Raw genomic sequence first — 14,658 nt, forward strand, 5'->3', positions numbered from 1 at the left:
GCCCGGCGCTCGCGGATCGGGCCGGTCGGGGCGTCGTCGCTGCTCTGACTCACGGTTCCCCCCGGGTGTCGAGGACGGCTGATCGCGGCGCATGGCCGGGAGCGAGTTGGGGGAACCCCCTGCCGTGGCGACTGCGTTGCTTACTTGGAAACATGATCTCCGTTCGCACGACACGGCGGTGGCAGAGCGCGGGCGTCCCGCACGTAGGCAACGCGGTTACGCTGCGCTCATAGGCGAACTGGTCGCCCGAATGACTGATACTGCCAACGGTATCGCAGTCTAATGATGCCGCGACATTGCTGGTGTGGGGTGCCAGCCGAAGGAGAGCCGGGATGGACGTGGTGTTGGGGGTCGCGATCACGGGCCCCGTTGCCCGCTTGGCGCTGATGGACCCGGGCGCGCGCGGCGGCGAGGTGATCGACCAGTCCGTGATCGACCTGGACGACCACCCCGTGGAGAAGCTGACCGAGACGGTGGTGGGGACCAACCGGTTGCTGGCCGACGAGCACCACCGGCTGGTGGCCACCCGCCTGTGCTGGCCCGACGGCGAGCAGGCCGACCGGCTGCGGCAAGCGCTGCAGGATTCCGGCGTGGCCGACGTCGCGGTGCTGTCGGAGTCGCAGGCCGCGACCGCGCTGATGCGGGCGGCGGGGCGCGCCGGCGGCGTGCTGGTGATGGACGAGAACACCGCGACGCTGTCCGTGCCGGATCCGGCCGCCGCCGACCCGGACGCGCCGCCGACCATGCTGGCCCGGGAGCCGCTCGCGGGCGGCGCCGGCTCCGACGATGCGTCGGCGACGCTCGACACGATGATGGCCAGGCTCGGTGACCAGCCCGGCGCGCCCCGGGATCTCCTCCTGGTGGGCGCCTCGCCGGATTTGACGGCGGTCGCCGAGCAGCTGCGCGGGGCGTCGACGATGCGGGTGGAGATCCCCGACGACCCGACCTTCGCTGACCACGACCGCGGCCACCACCCGCTGCCCGAGCCGGTCGTCGGCGACGCCGAAGACCGCGCAGTCGCGCACGGCGGGGTGGGTGCCGAGCGCGGCCTCGACCGGATGCGGCAGCACGGTGAGCCCGCCGGTGCTGATCGCGTCGTCGGCGCGGCCCAGCACGGTCAGGACGCCCGCGTCATCGATGGCGCCCAGGTCGTCGGTGCGAAACCAGCCGGGCTCGGCGAACGGGTCGGGATCCACCGGGTTGCGGTAGCCCTTGGCCAGCGTCGCGCCGCCGATGACGATGCGCCCGTCGGACAACCGCACCAGGACCCCGTCGAGCGGGACGCCGTCGTAGACGCAGCCCCCCGCCGTCTCGCTCATTCCGTAGGTGCGCACGACGCTGACCCCCGCCGCGGCGGCCGCGTCCAGGACCGGCGCCGGGGCGGGCCCGCCGCCGAGCAGCACGGCATCCAGTTCGGCGAGCGCTCCGGCGGCCGCGCGGTCGGTGAGCGCCTTGGCCAGTTGGGCGGCCACCAGCGAGGTGTATCGCTTCCCCGGCCCCAATCTGTCTATGGCGGAGGGTAATTCGGCGATGTCGAACCCGCCGGACACGTCCAGCTCGACGGGGATGGTGCCGGCGAGCACGCTGCGCACCAGCAGCTGCAGGCCGGCGATGTGATACGGCGGTAACGCCAGCAGCCAGGTACCCGGGCCGCCGAGGCGCTCGTGGGTGGCCGCCGCGCTGGCGGTCAGGGCCGCGGCGGTCAGCAGGGCGCCCTTGGGCGCTCCGGTGGTTCCCGACGTCACGGCCACCAGGGCCACGTCGTCGTCGATGTCCTCGCCCACCCGCAACGCGGCCACCGCGTCGTCGTCGTCCGGGGACAGCGCGACCAGCGCGGTGTCGCGGCCGTCGAGCACCCGCTCCAGGGCGGGCATCAGCGACGAGGCGGCCGAGCCGGCCGCGACACCGAGCGCACGCAGGACTGCTATCCGGAATCCTTGGGGATCTCCGCCCCGGCCGGGTCGTCGAACGGCCAGCCCTTGGCGGCCAACCGCTCCCGCACCCGCTCGACGTCCTCCGGTGAGGGCAACTCGTCGGTGATCTGGGTGATCAGCACGCCGATGTCCACATCGTCGAAGTCGCCGCGCTCGATGAGCTCATGCGCCACGGCCTTGACGTCGTCGTTGCTCAACCGGCGGGTCAGCAGCGCCAGCACGGCGAAGGTGTCGGTCGGTGGAATGCCCTCCGGATACCCGGCCCGCAACCACGAGACGATCGAACTGAGAAATCCGTTCACTACGCTCCGACTCCCGTCGTGGGCTCGGTTTCGGTGCTGTCGCTTCGATGCTACTTGGGTTTGGCGCCGAGGAAAGGCTGGCCTATCTGGTGCGCGACGAAGTCGCGGGAGATGTAGAGCAGCGCGAACAGGATCACCGCAATCACCAGCGCGTAGATCGCCCAGGCGACCGCCAGCAGCGCCGGGTTCTTGTGCCCCGGGCTGCCGTCGGGGCTGGCCTGCCCGCTCCCGACGGCCTGGAACCGCAGCCCGAGGGCGAACACGCCCGGCAGTGCGGCGCCTGCCAGCATGCTGAAGACGAGGATCTTCAGGGAGGCCTGGTAGTTGAACCATTCGCTGAAGTGACTCATGAGGCGCTCCCGGAGACCAGCGTGTCGGACGATCCGGCGTCGGAACGGGGTCGGGTCCCGTTGCCCGCGGTGGGCCCGCCGCCGGACGGGGGGCTATTGCTGCTCGCCGCGCCCTCCAGGCCGGCGGTGAGGCTGCCCTCCCACTCGGCGTTGACGTTGTTGTGGTCGACCTTGACCTTCCGCGACCGGATGTAGATGACCGTGGCGACGGCCACCAGCAGTCCGAAGCCGATGATCGCGCCGGGGTAGCCGCCGATGAGGTGGACGATCCAGTAGGTGATCGCGCCGACCAAGCCGGCCAGGGGAAGCGTCACCAGCCAGGCGACCACCATCCGGCCGGCCACGCCCCAGCGCACCTCGCCGCCGGGCTTGCCCAGGCCGCTGCCCAGCACCGAGCCGGTGCACACCTGCGTCGTCGACAGCGCGTAGCCGAAGTGGGTGGACAGCAGGATGACGGCGGCCGAGGACGACTCGGCGGCCATGCCCTGCGGCGACTTGATCTCGACCAGGCCCTTGCCCAGGGTGCGGATGATGCGCCAGCCGCCCAGGTAGGTGCCCGCCGCCATCGACAGCGCGCAACACACGATGACCCAGAGCGGCGGCGCGGCGGTGGTCTTGCTGATCGACCCGTAGGACATCAGCGCCAGGAAGATGATGCCCATCGTCTTCTGGGCGTCGCCGGTGCCGTGGGCCAGCGAGACCAGCGAGGCCGAGCCCCACTGCCCGTACCGGAACCCGGCCTCGGTGCGCTTCTCGTTGAGGCCGCGGGTGACGCGGTAGACGAGCCAGGTCGCGATCGCTCCGACCCCGATCGCCAGGATCGCGGCGACGACGGCCGGGATCAGCACGTGAGATACCAGGCCCTTCCAGATCACCCCGTGCCCGCCGACCGCGGCGATGGTGGCGCCGACGATCCCGCCGATCAGCGCGTGCGACGAACTCGACGGGATGCCCAGCAGCCAGGTCAGCAGGTTCCAGACGATGCCGCCGACGAGGCCGGCGAAGACCAGCTCGAGGGTCACGATGTGCCCGTCGATCAAGCCCTTGGCGATGGTCGCCGCGACGGCGGTGGACATGAAGGCGCCCACCAGGTTCAGCACCGCGGACAGCGCCACTGCCGCCTTGGGCTTGAGGGCGCCGCTGGCGATGGAGGTCGCCATGGCGTTGCCGGTGTCGTGGAAGCCGTTGGTGAAATCGAAAGCCAGTGCCGTGATTACGACAATGATCAAGAGGAACAATTCTATGTTCACAAGGCCTGATTCTGGTGGTAGGGGCATTCCATTGTCGAACCCACGGACGGCCAAAACGCGGCTCGTCGCCAGATGTTACCGCGCAATTAACCCGACGTTCCGTCGCGTTCACCGCGGGTGTCGCGGCGCAGCGGGTGGTCCGGCGGAATCTGGATGAAGATCAAGGTGACGCCGTCGGGATCGGTCACGTGCATCTCGTGGAGGCCCCACGGTTCTTGGCGGGCCTCGCGGGCGATCGCCACGCCGCGGCCCCGCAATTCGGCCTGCGTTGCCTCGATGTCGCGGACCTGCAGCCACAGCGCCCCGGGGAACGGGCCGCGGGAGTGGTCGGGGGAGCCGAAGCCGGCCAGCTCCAGCAGCGACTGGCCCGCGAAAAACACTGTGCCCGCGCCGTATTCGCGGGCGATCGCCAGCCCGATCTCGTCGCGGTAGAACCTCAGCGACCGCTCGTAGTCCGCCGGCCGAAGCAGCATCCGGCTGGCCAGGATCTCCATAGCCTCGTGTCTATCACGTCGCATCAGGTGCTGTCGGCGCGGTTCGGCTGGATCCGCTGCCGCTGCATCAGCGTGTTGACCAGCCGCGGGCCGAAGGTGTCGATCGCCTTGGCCGCGATCGCCATCCGCGGCGCGATCCGCACCGGCCGGGTGCGCGCGGCGGTCAGCATCCACTCGCCGGCCTCTTCCGACGTCAGCGCCGGCATCCCGTCGTAGGCCTTCGTCGGCGCGATCATCGGCGTCGCCACCAGCGGGTAGTACAGCGTGGTCGAATGCACGCCCCTGCCGCCCCACTCCGTCTCGACCACCCGGCTCACCATCGACAGCGCGGCCTTGGACGCGTTGTACACCGAGAACAGCGGCGAGGCCTCCGACAGCACGCCCCACGTCGAGACGTTGATGATGTGGCCGTCGCGGCGCTCGAGCATGCCGGGCGCGAATCCCCGGATGAGCCGCAGCGGCGCGTAGTAGTTGAGCGTCATGGTCCGCTCGACGTCGTGCCAGCGTTCCAACGACTCGGCCAGCGGTCGGCGGATCGAGCGGCCGGCGTTGTTGATCAGGATGTCGACCCCGCCGATGCGGCCCTCGACGTCGGCCACCAGCGCGTCGACCGCGTCCATGTCGGAGATGTCGCACGGCAGCGAGATGGCGGTCCCCCCGTCCGCGGCGATCCGGCCGGCCAGCGCGTCCAGCAGGTCGCCGCGGCGCGCGACGACGACCACGGTGGCGCCTTCGCGCGCGAACTGCTCGGCGGCGGCCTCGCCGATGCCCGACGACGCCCCGGTGAGCAGGATGCGCTTGCCGCGCAGGTCGATCGGCTTCATCGCGGGCCGGTTCACCAGCACTTGCGGCGCCGCCGGCGGCCGCATGGTCGCCAGCACGATCTGGTCGGTGAACCGGCGAAGCGGGCTTTTACTCATCGTGGGGCGAGTCTAGAGCGGGGTCCGCGCGGCCCCGGGTCCAGCACTCAGAAGTACCGCGGGAACGGGCTCCAGTCCGGTGGGCGCTTCTCCAGGAAGGCGTCGCGGCCCTCGACGGCCTCGTCGGTCATGTACGCCAGCCGGGTGGCCTCGCCGGCGAACAGTTGCTGGCCCACCAGGCCGTCGTCGAGCAGGTTGAACGCGAACTTCAGCATGCGTTGCGCCTGGGGTGATTTTGCGTTGATGTCCCTGGCCCATTGCACGCCGGTGCGCTCCAGCTCGGCGTGGTCGACGACCTCGTTGACCGCGCCCATCCGGTGCATCTGCTCGGCGGTGTAGGGACGGCCCAGGAAGAAGATCTCGCGGGCGAATTTCTGGCCCACCTGACGGGCCAGGTACGCGCTGCCGTAGCCGCCGTCGAAGCTGCCGACGTCGGCGTCGGTCTGCTTGAATCGCGCGTGCTCCCGGCTGGCCAGGGTGAGGTCGCAGACCACGTGCAGGCTGTGCCCGCCCCCGGCGGCCCACCCGTTGACCAGGCAGATGACCACCTTGGGCATGAATCGGATCAGCCGCTGCACCTCGAGGATGTGCAGCCGCCCCGCGCGGGCGGCATCGACCGTGTCGGCGGTGTCGCCGCTCGCGTACTGGTAGCCGGAGCGGCCGCGGATCCGCTGATCGCCGCCCGAGCAGAACGCCCAGCCGCCGTCCTTCGGGGAGGGTCCGTTGCCGGTCAGCAGCACCACGCCGACGTCGGGGGACATCCGGGCGTGGTCGAGCGCGCGGTACAGCTCGTCGACGGTGTGCGGGCGAAACGCGTTGCGCACCTCGGGACGGTCGAAGGCAACCCGCACGGTGGCGTCGTCGACGTGGCGGTGGTAGGTGATGTCGGTCAGGTCGCCGAAGCCGTCGACGGAACGCCACTGGTCGGGCTGAAAGGGGTTGTCGGTCATAGTGAGTGGGCTCCTAAGCCGGGTCGAAGCGGAACACCGCGCACCGGCCGGCCAGCGCCTCGAATTCCTCGGGGCGGCCCTCGGCGACCAGCCCGGCCCGCTTCATGAACCCGACGCCGGTGGGCACCTCTTCGGGGAAGGCGCGCAGCACCGGCCCGGCCTCCTCGGCCGACAGCTCGACCATCCGCACCCGCTCGGTGTTGCGGCCGCGCTCCAGCGTGACTTCGCCTGCGGCGCGGACGTTTCGGACCCAATCGGCACCGGGGAATCCGGCGACGACGTACCGCTTGCCGTCGAGCGTCATCGGGGTCACCGGCGTGGAACGGGGGGTGCCGGTCTTGCGGCCCGGCACGGTCAGCACCACCGGGCTCTCGCCGCCGAAGCTCAGGCCGAGTCGCGACAGCCGGATGAAGAGCTTGTTCGCCGGCTTGAGCCACCACGGCGGCTTGGGGGCTTCTGCACCTGCCATGCCTGACACAGTAGTCAGGCGTTCGGCGCCTCCAGGAAGGATTCGACACCGTGCGCCCACGGGTCGGACCCCGGCGCGGTGAGGGCGTCCAGGCGGGCGATCGCGTCCGCGCTCAGCGTGATGCCGCCGGCGCCGAGGTTCTCCTCGAGGTGCGCGATCGAGCGCGTGCCGGGGATCAGCAGCGTGTTCGGCGAGCGGGCCAGCAGCCACGCCAGCCCCACCTGGGAGCCCGTGGCGCCGAGCTCGGCGGCGACCTCGGCGACCACCAGGTTGTCGGCGACCTTCGGAAAGCCCGGGAACGCCGAGCCGAGCGGGAAGTACGGCACCCAGGCGATGCCTTCGTTCGCGCAGACGTCGACCATTTCCTCCTGCGAGCGGTCCAGCAGGCTGTAGGGGTTCTGCACGCAGGCGATCCCCGCCGGCAGCGCGCGCCGCAGCACGTCCAGCGGCACGCTGCTGATTCCGATCGCGCCGATCTTGCCTTCGTCGCGCAGCGCGATCATCTCGGCCAGCTGGTCGTCGAGGTCGACGATCTGGTCGCCCTCTGCGCGCACGCCGGGCCCCACGTCCATGCGCCGCAGGTTGACCACCGGCACGCAGTCGAGTCCGAGCTGGCGCAGGTCGTCCTCGACCGCGGCGCGCAGTTCGGCGGGCCGCTGCGCGCCGGCCAGGGGTATCGGCTGCTCGCCGGTGTAGCGCGCACCCACCTTGCTGACGATGACGAGGTCTTGCGGGTAGGGGGCCAGCGCCGCGCGAATGCGGCGGTTGACCTCGCCGGGGCCGTAGAACGACGCGGTGTCGATGTGGTTGACGCCGAGTTCGACCGCCCGGCGCAGCACCGCCGTCGCGTCGTCGCTCGAGACGCCCTCGAACAGCTGCATGGCGCCGTAGCCGACGCGGGCGACACTGGGGAAGGCTGTCATGGTGCTCCCGTCTGAGACACTGGAGGATGCGGAGGTCCCTCCGCTTGCATCAGGGTAGCAGAAACGGAGGAGCCTCCGCTTTGGCCGAACCGGTTCGTGCCGACGCGCGCCGCAACCGCGAGAAGCTCCTCGAGGTCGCGACCGCGGCGTTCGCCACCGCGGAGGGGCGGCCGGTGTCGCTGGAGTCGATCGCGCGTGACGCCGGCGTCGGGATCGGCACGCTCTATCGCCATTTCCCCAATCGCGAGGCGCTCGTCGAGGCGATCTACCGCGCCGAGCTCGCCGAGGTGGCCGCGGCGGCCGGACAGTTGCTCAAGCGGCATCCCCCCAAGACCGCCCTGCGACGCTGGATGGACCGCTACGCCGGCTTCGTGGCGGCCAAGCGGGGGATGGCCGAGTCGTTGCAGGCGATCTTCGACTCGGGCGCCATGCAGGCCAGCCAGACCCGCGACAGCATCGTGGGTGCCGTCGACCTGCTTTTGCGGGCCGGCGCCGACGACGGGAGCCTGCGCTCCGACGTGCAGGCCGACGACGTGGTCTCCGGCCTGATCGGCATCTTCCTGGCCAGCGGCTCACCGGAGCAGACCGGTCGCCTGCTCGACCTCTTGGTCGCCGGCGTAACTGCGCCCCGAACGTGAAGCTGGTTGCACGCTCGGCCACGAGCGTGAAGCTAACTTCACGCGGGGCGTTCACCGCCTTACTCAGCCGACGGCGCGGTCGGCGCCCTCCCAGAACCGCGCCCGGACGGCCTTCTTGTCGGGCTTGCCCAGCGCGGTCACCGGCACCGACTCGACGACGATCACCTGCTTGGGCGATTGCACCGAGCCCTTGCGGTCCTTGACCGCGGACTGGATCTCGGCGGTCACCCGCGTCACCGACTCCTCGTCGGAAGGATGGTCGGGCCGCAGCACGATCACCGCGGTGACGGCTTCGCCCCATTTCTCGTCCGGTGTGCCGATCACGCACACCTGCGCGACGGCCGGGTGCTCGGCGACGACGTCCTCGACTTCCCGCGGGAACACATTGAATCCGCCGGTGACGATCATGTCCTTGACCCGGTCGACGATGAACCAGAAGCCGTCCTCATCCTCGCGGGCCATGTCGCCGGTGTGCAGCCAGCCGTCTTTGAACGTCTTGGCCGTCTCCTCCGGCAGGTTCCAGTACCCGCCGCTCAGCAGAGGCCCGGATACGCAGATCTCGCCGACCTCGCCCTGCGGCACCGGCTCGCCATCGGGACCCAGCAGTGCCGTGCGGGCGAACAGGGTGGGCCGCCCGCAGGAGGTGAGCCGCTTCTCGTCGTGGTCCTTCTTGGCCAGGTAGGAGATCACCATCGGCGCTTCGGACTGCCCGTAGTACTGGGCGAAGATCGGCCCGAAGCGGCGGATGGCCTCGGCCAGCCGCACCGGGTTCATCGCCGAGGCACCGTAATAGACGGTCTCCAGCGAGGACAGGTCGCGGGTGTGCGAATCGGGGTGGTCCATCAGCGCGTAGATCATCGACGGCACCAGCATGGTGGCGGTGATCTTCTGCTCCTCGATCACCCGCAGCACCTCGGCCGGGTCGAACTTGGTCAGCACCACCAGTTCGCCCCCCTTGATAATGGTCGGAACGAAGAAGGCCGCCCCGGCATGTGACAGCGGGGTACACATCAGGAAGCGCGGGTTTTCCGGCCATTCCCATTCTGCGAGCTGGATCGTGGTCATCGTGGTGATCGACTGCGCGGTGCCCAGCACACCCTTGGGCTTGCCGGTCGTGCCGCCGGTGTAGGCCATCCCGCCGATGTGATCGGGCGGAAGGTCGGCCGCCACCAACGGCTTTGGCTGATACTTCGCGGCCTCGGCGACCAGGTCCACCGCGGAATCGGCCAGCGCTTCGGGGACCGGGCCGATGGTCAGGACCTGCTTGAGACCGGGCACCTTCTCCAGCAGGCCCAGCGCCCGCTCGACGAACATCGGGTTGGGGTCGATGATCAGCGACGTCACCCCGGCGTCGCCCAGCACGTAGGCGTGGTCGTCCAGGGAGCCCAGAGGATGCAGCGCCACGCGCCGGTAACCCTGGGTCTGGCCGGCGCCGATGATCATCAGCACTTCGGGCCGGTTCAGCGAAAGCAGCCCGACGGTGGTGCCGGTGCCCGCGCCGAGCGCCTCGAACGCCTGAATGTATTGGCTGATGCGCTCGGCGAGCTGCCCACCGGTCAGCGTGGTGTCGCCGAGATGCAGCACCGGTTTGTTCTTGTTGCGCTTGAGCGCACCGACGGTCAGGTGTCCGGAATGAATGGGATGGCGCAGCAGCTCGTCACTCATTGCCCAAGACTAGAACGTGTTGCAATTCCAGTCAGCCGCCCCCTCGTCAACGGCGCGGACCACTAGTTCCGTGGCGACCCGCTTCGTCCGGCTTCGCCGCACTCGCGATCGCCACTAGTTCCGTGGCGACCCGCTTCGTCCGGCTTCGCCGCACTCGCGATCGCCACTAGTTCCGTGGCGACCCGCTTCGTCCGGCTTCGCCGCACTCGCGATCGCCACTAGCATCCCTGGCTATGGACCCCGCAGATCTCGTCGTCACCGGAACCGTGCTGACCGTCGACGAGTCGCGGCCCACGGCCGAGGCGCTCGCCGTCACCGGCGGCCGGATCGTCGCCGTCGATCCTGCGGTTCATCGAGGACAACTGGACGTCGCCGGCCGCATCGGGCCCGGCACCGAGACGGTCGACGTCGGTGACGGCTGCGTCATGCCGGGATTCATTGAGGCGCACGGCCATCCGCTGATGGAGGCGCTCGCCCTCTCGGACCGCATCGTCGACATCCGGCCGGTCACGCTGCCCGACGCCGACGACGTAATAGGGGCGGTCCGCAGCGAGATCGCCGCGCGGGGCGCCGCCGGCGCCTACCTGAACGGCTGGGATCCGCTGCTGCAGAAGGGTCTTCCGCAGCCGACGCTCGCGTGGCTCGACGAGATGGCGCCCGAGGGCCCGCTGGTCATCATTCACAACTCCGGCCATAAGGCCTTCTTCAACTCGCACGCCGCCCGCCTCTGCGGGCTGAACCGCGACACCCCGGACCCGAAGGGTTCCAGGTTCGGCCGCGACGCCGACGGCGAACTCGACGGCACCGCCGAGGAGACCGGCGCGGTGTTCCCGCTGCTGGCCGGCGCCATCGAACCCGACAACTATCCGGCGCTGCTGCGCGCCGAGTGCGGCCGGCTCAACCGGGCGGGCCTGACCACCTGCTCGGAGATGGCGTACGACCCGGCCTTCAAGCCGCTGGTCGACCAGCTACGCAACGAGCTGACCGTCCGGCTGCGCACCTACGAGATCTCCAACCCGCAGATGTCCACCGACGCCACCCCCGGCGAAGGGGACGACATGCTGCGCCAGGTCGGCATCAAGATCTGGGTCGACGGCTCGCCCTGGGTCGGCAACATCGCCCTGACCTTCCCCTACCTGGACACCGACGCCAGCCGGAGCATCGGGGTGCCGCCCGGCTCCTGTGGTCACGCCAACTACACCAAGGAACAGCTCACCGAGATCGTCGGCGCCTACTTCCCGAAGGGCTGGCCGATGGCCTGCCACGTCCAGGGCGACGCCGGCGTCGACACCATCCTCGACGTCTACGAGGAGGCTCTGAAGCGCCATCCGCGCGACGACCACCGGCTGCGGCTCGAGCACGTCGGCGCCATCCGTCCCGACCAGCTGCAGCGGGCCGCCGCCCTCGGCGTCACCTGCAGCATCTTCGTCGACCAGATCCACTACTGGGGTGACATCATCGTCGACGGTCTGTTCGGGCCCGAACGCGGATCACGTTGGATGCCGGCGGGATCCGCGGTCGCGACCGGCATGCGCATCTCGCTGCACAACGACCCGCCCGTCACCCCCGAGGAGCCGCTGCGCAACATCAGCGTGGCCATGACTCGCACCGCGCCCAGCGGGCGGGTGCTGGGTCCCGAGGAAAGGCTGACCCTGGATCAGGCGATCCGCGCGCAGACGCTCGACGCCGCCTGGCAGCTGTTCTCCGACGACGTCGTCGGCTCCATCGAGGTGGGCAAGTACGCGGACCTGGTGGTGCTGTCGGCCGATCCGCGGACCGTGCCCCCCGCGGACATCGCCGACCTGGAGATCCGGGCGACCTATCTGGCGGGGCGCCGGGTCTACGCCCCGTGAGGCCTGCGCTGGCTGACCTGCTCGACCGCCTGCACGTCGTCGCGTTGCCGATGCGCGTGCGGTTCCGCGGCATCACCACCCGCGAGGTGGCGCTGATCGAGGGGCCCGCGGGGTGGGGGGAGTTCGGTGCCTTCCTCGAATACGACCCGCCGGAGGCCGCGCACTGGCTGGCCGCCGGGATCGAGGCCGCCTACCGCGAACCGCCGCCGGTGCGGCGCGACCGCGTCCCGATCAACGCGACCGTGCCGGCCGTCGCCCCCGACCGGGTCGGCGAGGTGCTGGATCGGTTCCCCGGCGCGCACACCGCGAAGGTCAAGGTCGCCGAGCCCGGGCAGACGCTGGGCGACGACGTCGAAAGGGTCAACGCGGTGCGCGCACGCGTCGCAACCGTGCGGGTCGACGCCAACGGCGGCTGGAGCGTCGACGAGGCGGCGCGGGCCGCCCGGGCGCTGACCGCCGACGGCCCGCTGGAATACCTCGAACAGCCGTGCGCGACCGTCGCGGAACTGGCCGAGTTGCGCCGCCGGACCGACGTGCCGATCGCCGCCGACGAAAGCATCCGCAAGGCCGACGACCCGCTGGCCGTGGTGCGGGCGGGGGCCGCCGACATCGCGGTTCTCAAAGTCGCTCCGCTGGGCGGGGTGCGGGCCCTGCTGGACATCGCCGCGCAGGTCGACATCCCGGTGGTGGTGTCCAGCGCGCTCGATTCGGCGGTCGGCATCGGCCACGGCCTGACCGCCGCGGCGGCCCTGCCCGTGTTGCGGCACGCCTGCGGGCTGGGCACCGGCGGGCTGTTCACCGAGGACGTGGCGGAGCCCGCCCCGCCCGTCGACGGCACCCTGGCGGTCGGGCCGGTGACGCCCGATCCGGCCCGGCTGCGGGCGCTGGCCGCGCCGCCCGAACGACTGCGGTGGTGGATCGACCGGGTCAAGGCCTGCCACCCGCTGCTTGTAGCGTCGTCCGGGTGATCAACCTGGCCTACGACGACACCGGGACCGGCGAGCCCGTCGTTTTCATCGCCGGCCGCGGCGGCGCCGGGCGCACCTGGCATCCGCATCAGGTCCCCGCGTTCCGGGCGGCCGGATACCGCTGCATCACCTTCGACAACCGCGGGATCAACGAGACCGAAAACGCCGGCGGGTTCACGACGCAGACCATGGTGGCCGACACCGCCGCGCTGATCGAGTCGCTGGGCGCCGCGCCCGCGCGGATCGTCGGGGTCTCGATGGGTTCTTACATCGCGCAGGAGCTCATGGTGGTGCGCCCGGAACTGGTCAGGTCCGCGGTGCTGATGGCCACCCGCGGCCGCCTGGACCGCGCCCGCCAGTTCTTCTACGACGCCGAAGTCGAGCTGCACGCCTCCGGGATCGAACTGCCGCCCGCCGTCGACGCCAGAAGCCGCCTGCTGGAAAGCTTTTCGCGCAAGACGCTCAACGACGACGTGGCCGTCGCCGACTGGATCGCGATGTTCGAGGCGTGGCCCACCAAGCGGACCGCGGGCCTGCGCTGCCAGCTGGACATCTCGCCGCAAACCAACCGGCTGCAGGCGTACCGCAGCATCGCCGCGCCGGTGCTGGTGATCGGCTTCGGCGACGACGTGGTGACCCCTCCCCATCTGGGTCGCGAGGTCGCCGACGCGATGCCCAACGGCCGCTACCTGCAGATCCCCGACACCGGTCACCTCGGCTTCTTCGAGCGGCCGCAGGCGGTCAACAACGCGGCGCTGCAGTTCTTCGCGAAAACCTAGGCGCTTCGCCCAACGTCGACTTGTGGGGGCAAATCGCGGCGATTCGGCGCAACAACTCCACGTTCGGCGGGGGTTTGGCCGCTTGTGACACCCTGTAGTAGTGAACCCCTCGACGACCCAGGCCCGCGTCGTCGTCGACGAACTCATCCGCGGCGGCGTCCGCGACGTGGTGCTGTGCCCCGGTTCGCGGAATGCGCCGCTGGCCTTCGCGCTGCAGGACGCCGACCGCGCCGGCCGCATCCGGCTGCACGTGCGCATCGACGAGCGCACGGCCGGCTACCTGGCGATCGGCCTCGCGATCGGCGCGGGCGCACCGGTGTGCGTCGCGATGACGTCGGGCACGGCGGTGGCCAACCTCGGCCCGGCCGTGGTCGAGGCCAACTACGCGCGGGTCCCGCTGATCGTCCTGTCGGCCAACCGGCCCTACGAGATGCTCGGCACCGGCGCGAACCAGACCATGGAACAGCTGGGTTATTTCGGCACCCAGGTCCGCGCCACCATCAGCCTGGGCCTGGCCGAGGACGCGCCCGAGCGCCTGGACGCCCTCAACGCCACCTGGCGTTCGACCACCTGCCGCGTGCTGGTCGCCGCGACGGGCGCCCGCACCGCCAACGCCGGCCCCGTGCACTTCGACATCCCGCTGCGCGAACCGCTGGTTCCCGACCCGGAGCCGCGCGGCGCGGCCGTCCCGCCCGGCCGGCCCGGCGGCAGGCCGTGGACCTACACGCCGCCGGTCACCTTCGACCAGCCCCTCGACATCGACCTGTCGCCCGACACCGTGGTCATCGCCGGGCACGGCGCGGCCGTGCAGCCGAATCTGGCGCAGTTGCCGACCGTCGCCGAGCCGACGGCACCGGCGGCCGCCAACCCGCTGCACCCGTTCGCCCTGCCCCTGCTGCGCCCCAAGCAGGTGATCATGCTGGGCCGCCCCACGCTGCACCGCCCGGTGTCGGCGCTGCTGGCCGACCCGCAGGTGCCGGTGTACGCGCTGACCACCGGCCCGCGCTGGCCCGACGTCTCGGGGAACTGCCAGGCCACCGGCACCCGGGCGGTCACCACCGGGGCGCCCAATCCCGCGTGGCTGAACCGCTGCGCCGAGGTCAACCGGCACGCGCTCGCCGCGGTTCGCGGCCAGCTCGCCACGCATCCGCTGACCACCGGGC

General features: G+C 70.8%; 13 protein-coding genes and 3 pseudogenes. 6 read left to right on the plus strand and 10 right to left on the minus strand.

What is annotated here, in order from left to right; all coding sequences use genetic code 11:
• Window positions 1–332: 332 nt before the first annotated feature.
• Window positions 333–953, plus strand: a pseudogene (locus BN971_RS25840) (DUF7159 family protein); the annotation flags it as partial.
• Here the strand turns inward: BN971_RS25840 and menE are convergent.
• The 9 genes and pseudogenes from menE to BN971_RS15285 form a co-directional block, all read right to left on the minus strand.
• A pseudogene (gene menE / locus BN971_RS15245) lies at window positions 944–1,856 on the minus strand (o-succinylbenzoate--CoA ligase); the annotation flags it as partial. The pseudogenes BN971_RS25840 and menE sit on opposite strands and share 10 nt — an antisense overlap.
• A gap of 68 nt (window positions 1,857–1,924) precedes the next feature.
• Window positions 1,925–2,236, minus strand: coding sequence for a DUF3349 domain-containing protein (locus BN971_RS15250; RefSeq protein WP_085179309.1), 312 nt, complete (start codon window positions 2,234–2,236; stop codon window positions 1,925–1,927).
• Between the two features lie 50 nt (window positions 2,237–2,286).
• Entirely contained in the window at window positions 2,287–2,586 is a 300-nt protein-coding gene (locus BN971_RS15255) for a hypothetical protein (RefSeq protein ID WP_085179308.1), read from the minus strand.
• Window positions 2,587–2,596: 10 nt separating this feature from the next.
• Window positions 2,597–3,836, minus strand: a pseudogene (locus BN971_RS15260) (anion permease); the annotation flags it as partial.
• Between the two features lie 86 nt (window positions 3,837–3,922).
• Entirely contained in the window at window positions 3,923–4,330 is a 408-nt protein-coding gene (locus tag BN971_RS15265) for a VOC family protein (RefSeq protein ID WP_085179306.1), read from the minus strand.
• A 23-nt stretch (window positions 4,331–4,353) separates the two neighbouring features.
• Window positions 4,354–5,250, minus strand: coding sequence for an SDR family oxidoreductase (locus tag BN971_RS15270; protein ID WP_085179305.1), 897 nt, complete (start codon window positions 5,248–5,250; stop codon window positions 4,354–4,356).
• A 47-nt stretch (window positions 5,251–5,297) separates the two neighbouring features.
• Complete coding sequence (locus BN971_RS15275) at window positions 5,298–6,200, minus strand: 1,4-dihydroxy-2-naphthoyl-CoA synthase (RefSeq protein ID WP_085179304.1); 903 nt, start codon at window positions 6,198–6,200, stop codon at window positions 5,298–5,300.
• Window positions 6,201–6,213: 13 nt separating this feature from the next.
• On the minus strand, window positions 6,214–6,669 hold the full coding sequence (locus tag BN971_RS15280) for a nitroreductase family deazaflavin-dependent oxidoreductase (RefSeq protein ID WP_085179303.1): 456 nt from the start codon (window positions 6,667–6,669) through the stop codon (window positions 6,214–6,216).
• Window positions 6,670–6,683: 14 nt separating this feature from the next.
• Window positions 6,684–7,592, minus strand: coding sequence for an aldo/keto reductase (locus BN971_RS15285; RefSeq protein WP_085179302.1), 909 nt, complete (start codon window positions 7,590–7,592; stop codon window positions 6,684–6,686).
• Between the two features lie 80 nt (window positions 7,593–7,672).
• Here BN971_RS15285 and BN971_RS15290 point away from each other — a divergent pair, with 80 nt between their 5' ends.
• Entirely contained in the window at window positions 7,673–8,230 is a 558-nt protein-coding gene (locus tag BN971_RS15290) for a TetR/AcrR family transcriptional regulator (RefSeq protein ID WP_245836504.1), read from the plus strand.
• A gap of 63 nt (window positions 8,231–8,293) precedes the next feature.
• Here BN971_RS15290 and fadD8 read toward each other — a convergent pair whose 3' ends face one another.
• A complete protein-coding gene (gene fadD8 / locus BN971_RS15295) occupies window positions 8,294–9,895 on the minus strand; it encodes a fatty-acid--CoA ligase FadD8 (protein ID WP_085179300.1) in 1,602 nt (533 codons plus the stop codon).
• Between the two features lie 233 nt (window positions 9,896–10,128).
• Here fadD8 and BN971_RS15300 point away from each other — a divergent pair, with 233 nt between their 5' ends.
• The 4 genes from BN971_RS15300 to menD form a co-directional block, all read left to right on the plus strand.
• The gene (locus tag BN971_RS15300; protein ID WP_090350269.1) at window positions 10,129–11,748 is read left to right on the plus strand and encodes an amidohydrolase; all 1,620 of its coding nucleotides are present in this window, start codon (window positions 10,129–10,131) and stop codon (window positions 11,746–11,748) included.
• Window positions 11,745–12,716: an o-succinylbenzoate synthase gene (locus tag BN971_RS15305; RefSeq protein WP_085179298.1), complete on the plus strand. Its 972-nt coding sequence runs from the start codon at window positions 11,745–11,747 to the stop codon at window positions 12,714–12,716. The genes BN971_RS15300 and BN971_RS15305 overlap by 4 nt, the downstream gene beginning before the upstream one ends.
• Window positions 12,713–13,495: an alpha/beta fold hydrolase gene (locus BN971_RS15310; protein ID WP_085179297.1), complete on the plus strand. Its 783-nt coding sequence runs from the start codon at window positions 12,713–12,715 to the stop codon at window positions 13,493–13,495. The genes BN971_RS15305 and BN971_RS15310 overlap by 4 nt, the downstream gene beginning before the upstream one ends.
• Window positions 13,496–13,595: 100 nt before the next feature.
• The coding region (gene menD / locus BN971_RS25845) for a 2-succinyl-5-enolpyruvyl-6-hydroxy-3-cyclohexene-1-carboxylic-acid synthase (RefSeq protein ID WP_249262735.1) at window positions 13,596–14,658 on the plus strand (1,063 nt) is incomplete at its 3' end.

This window comes from Mycobacterium bohemicum DSM 44277 (assembly GCF_001053185.1).
GTDB lineage: Bacteria > Actinomycetota > Actinomycetes > Mycobacteriales > Mycobacteriaceae > Mycobacterium > Mycobacterium bohemicum.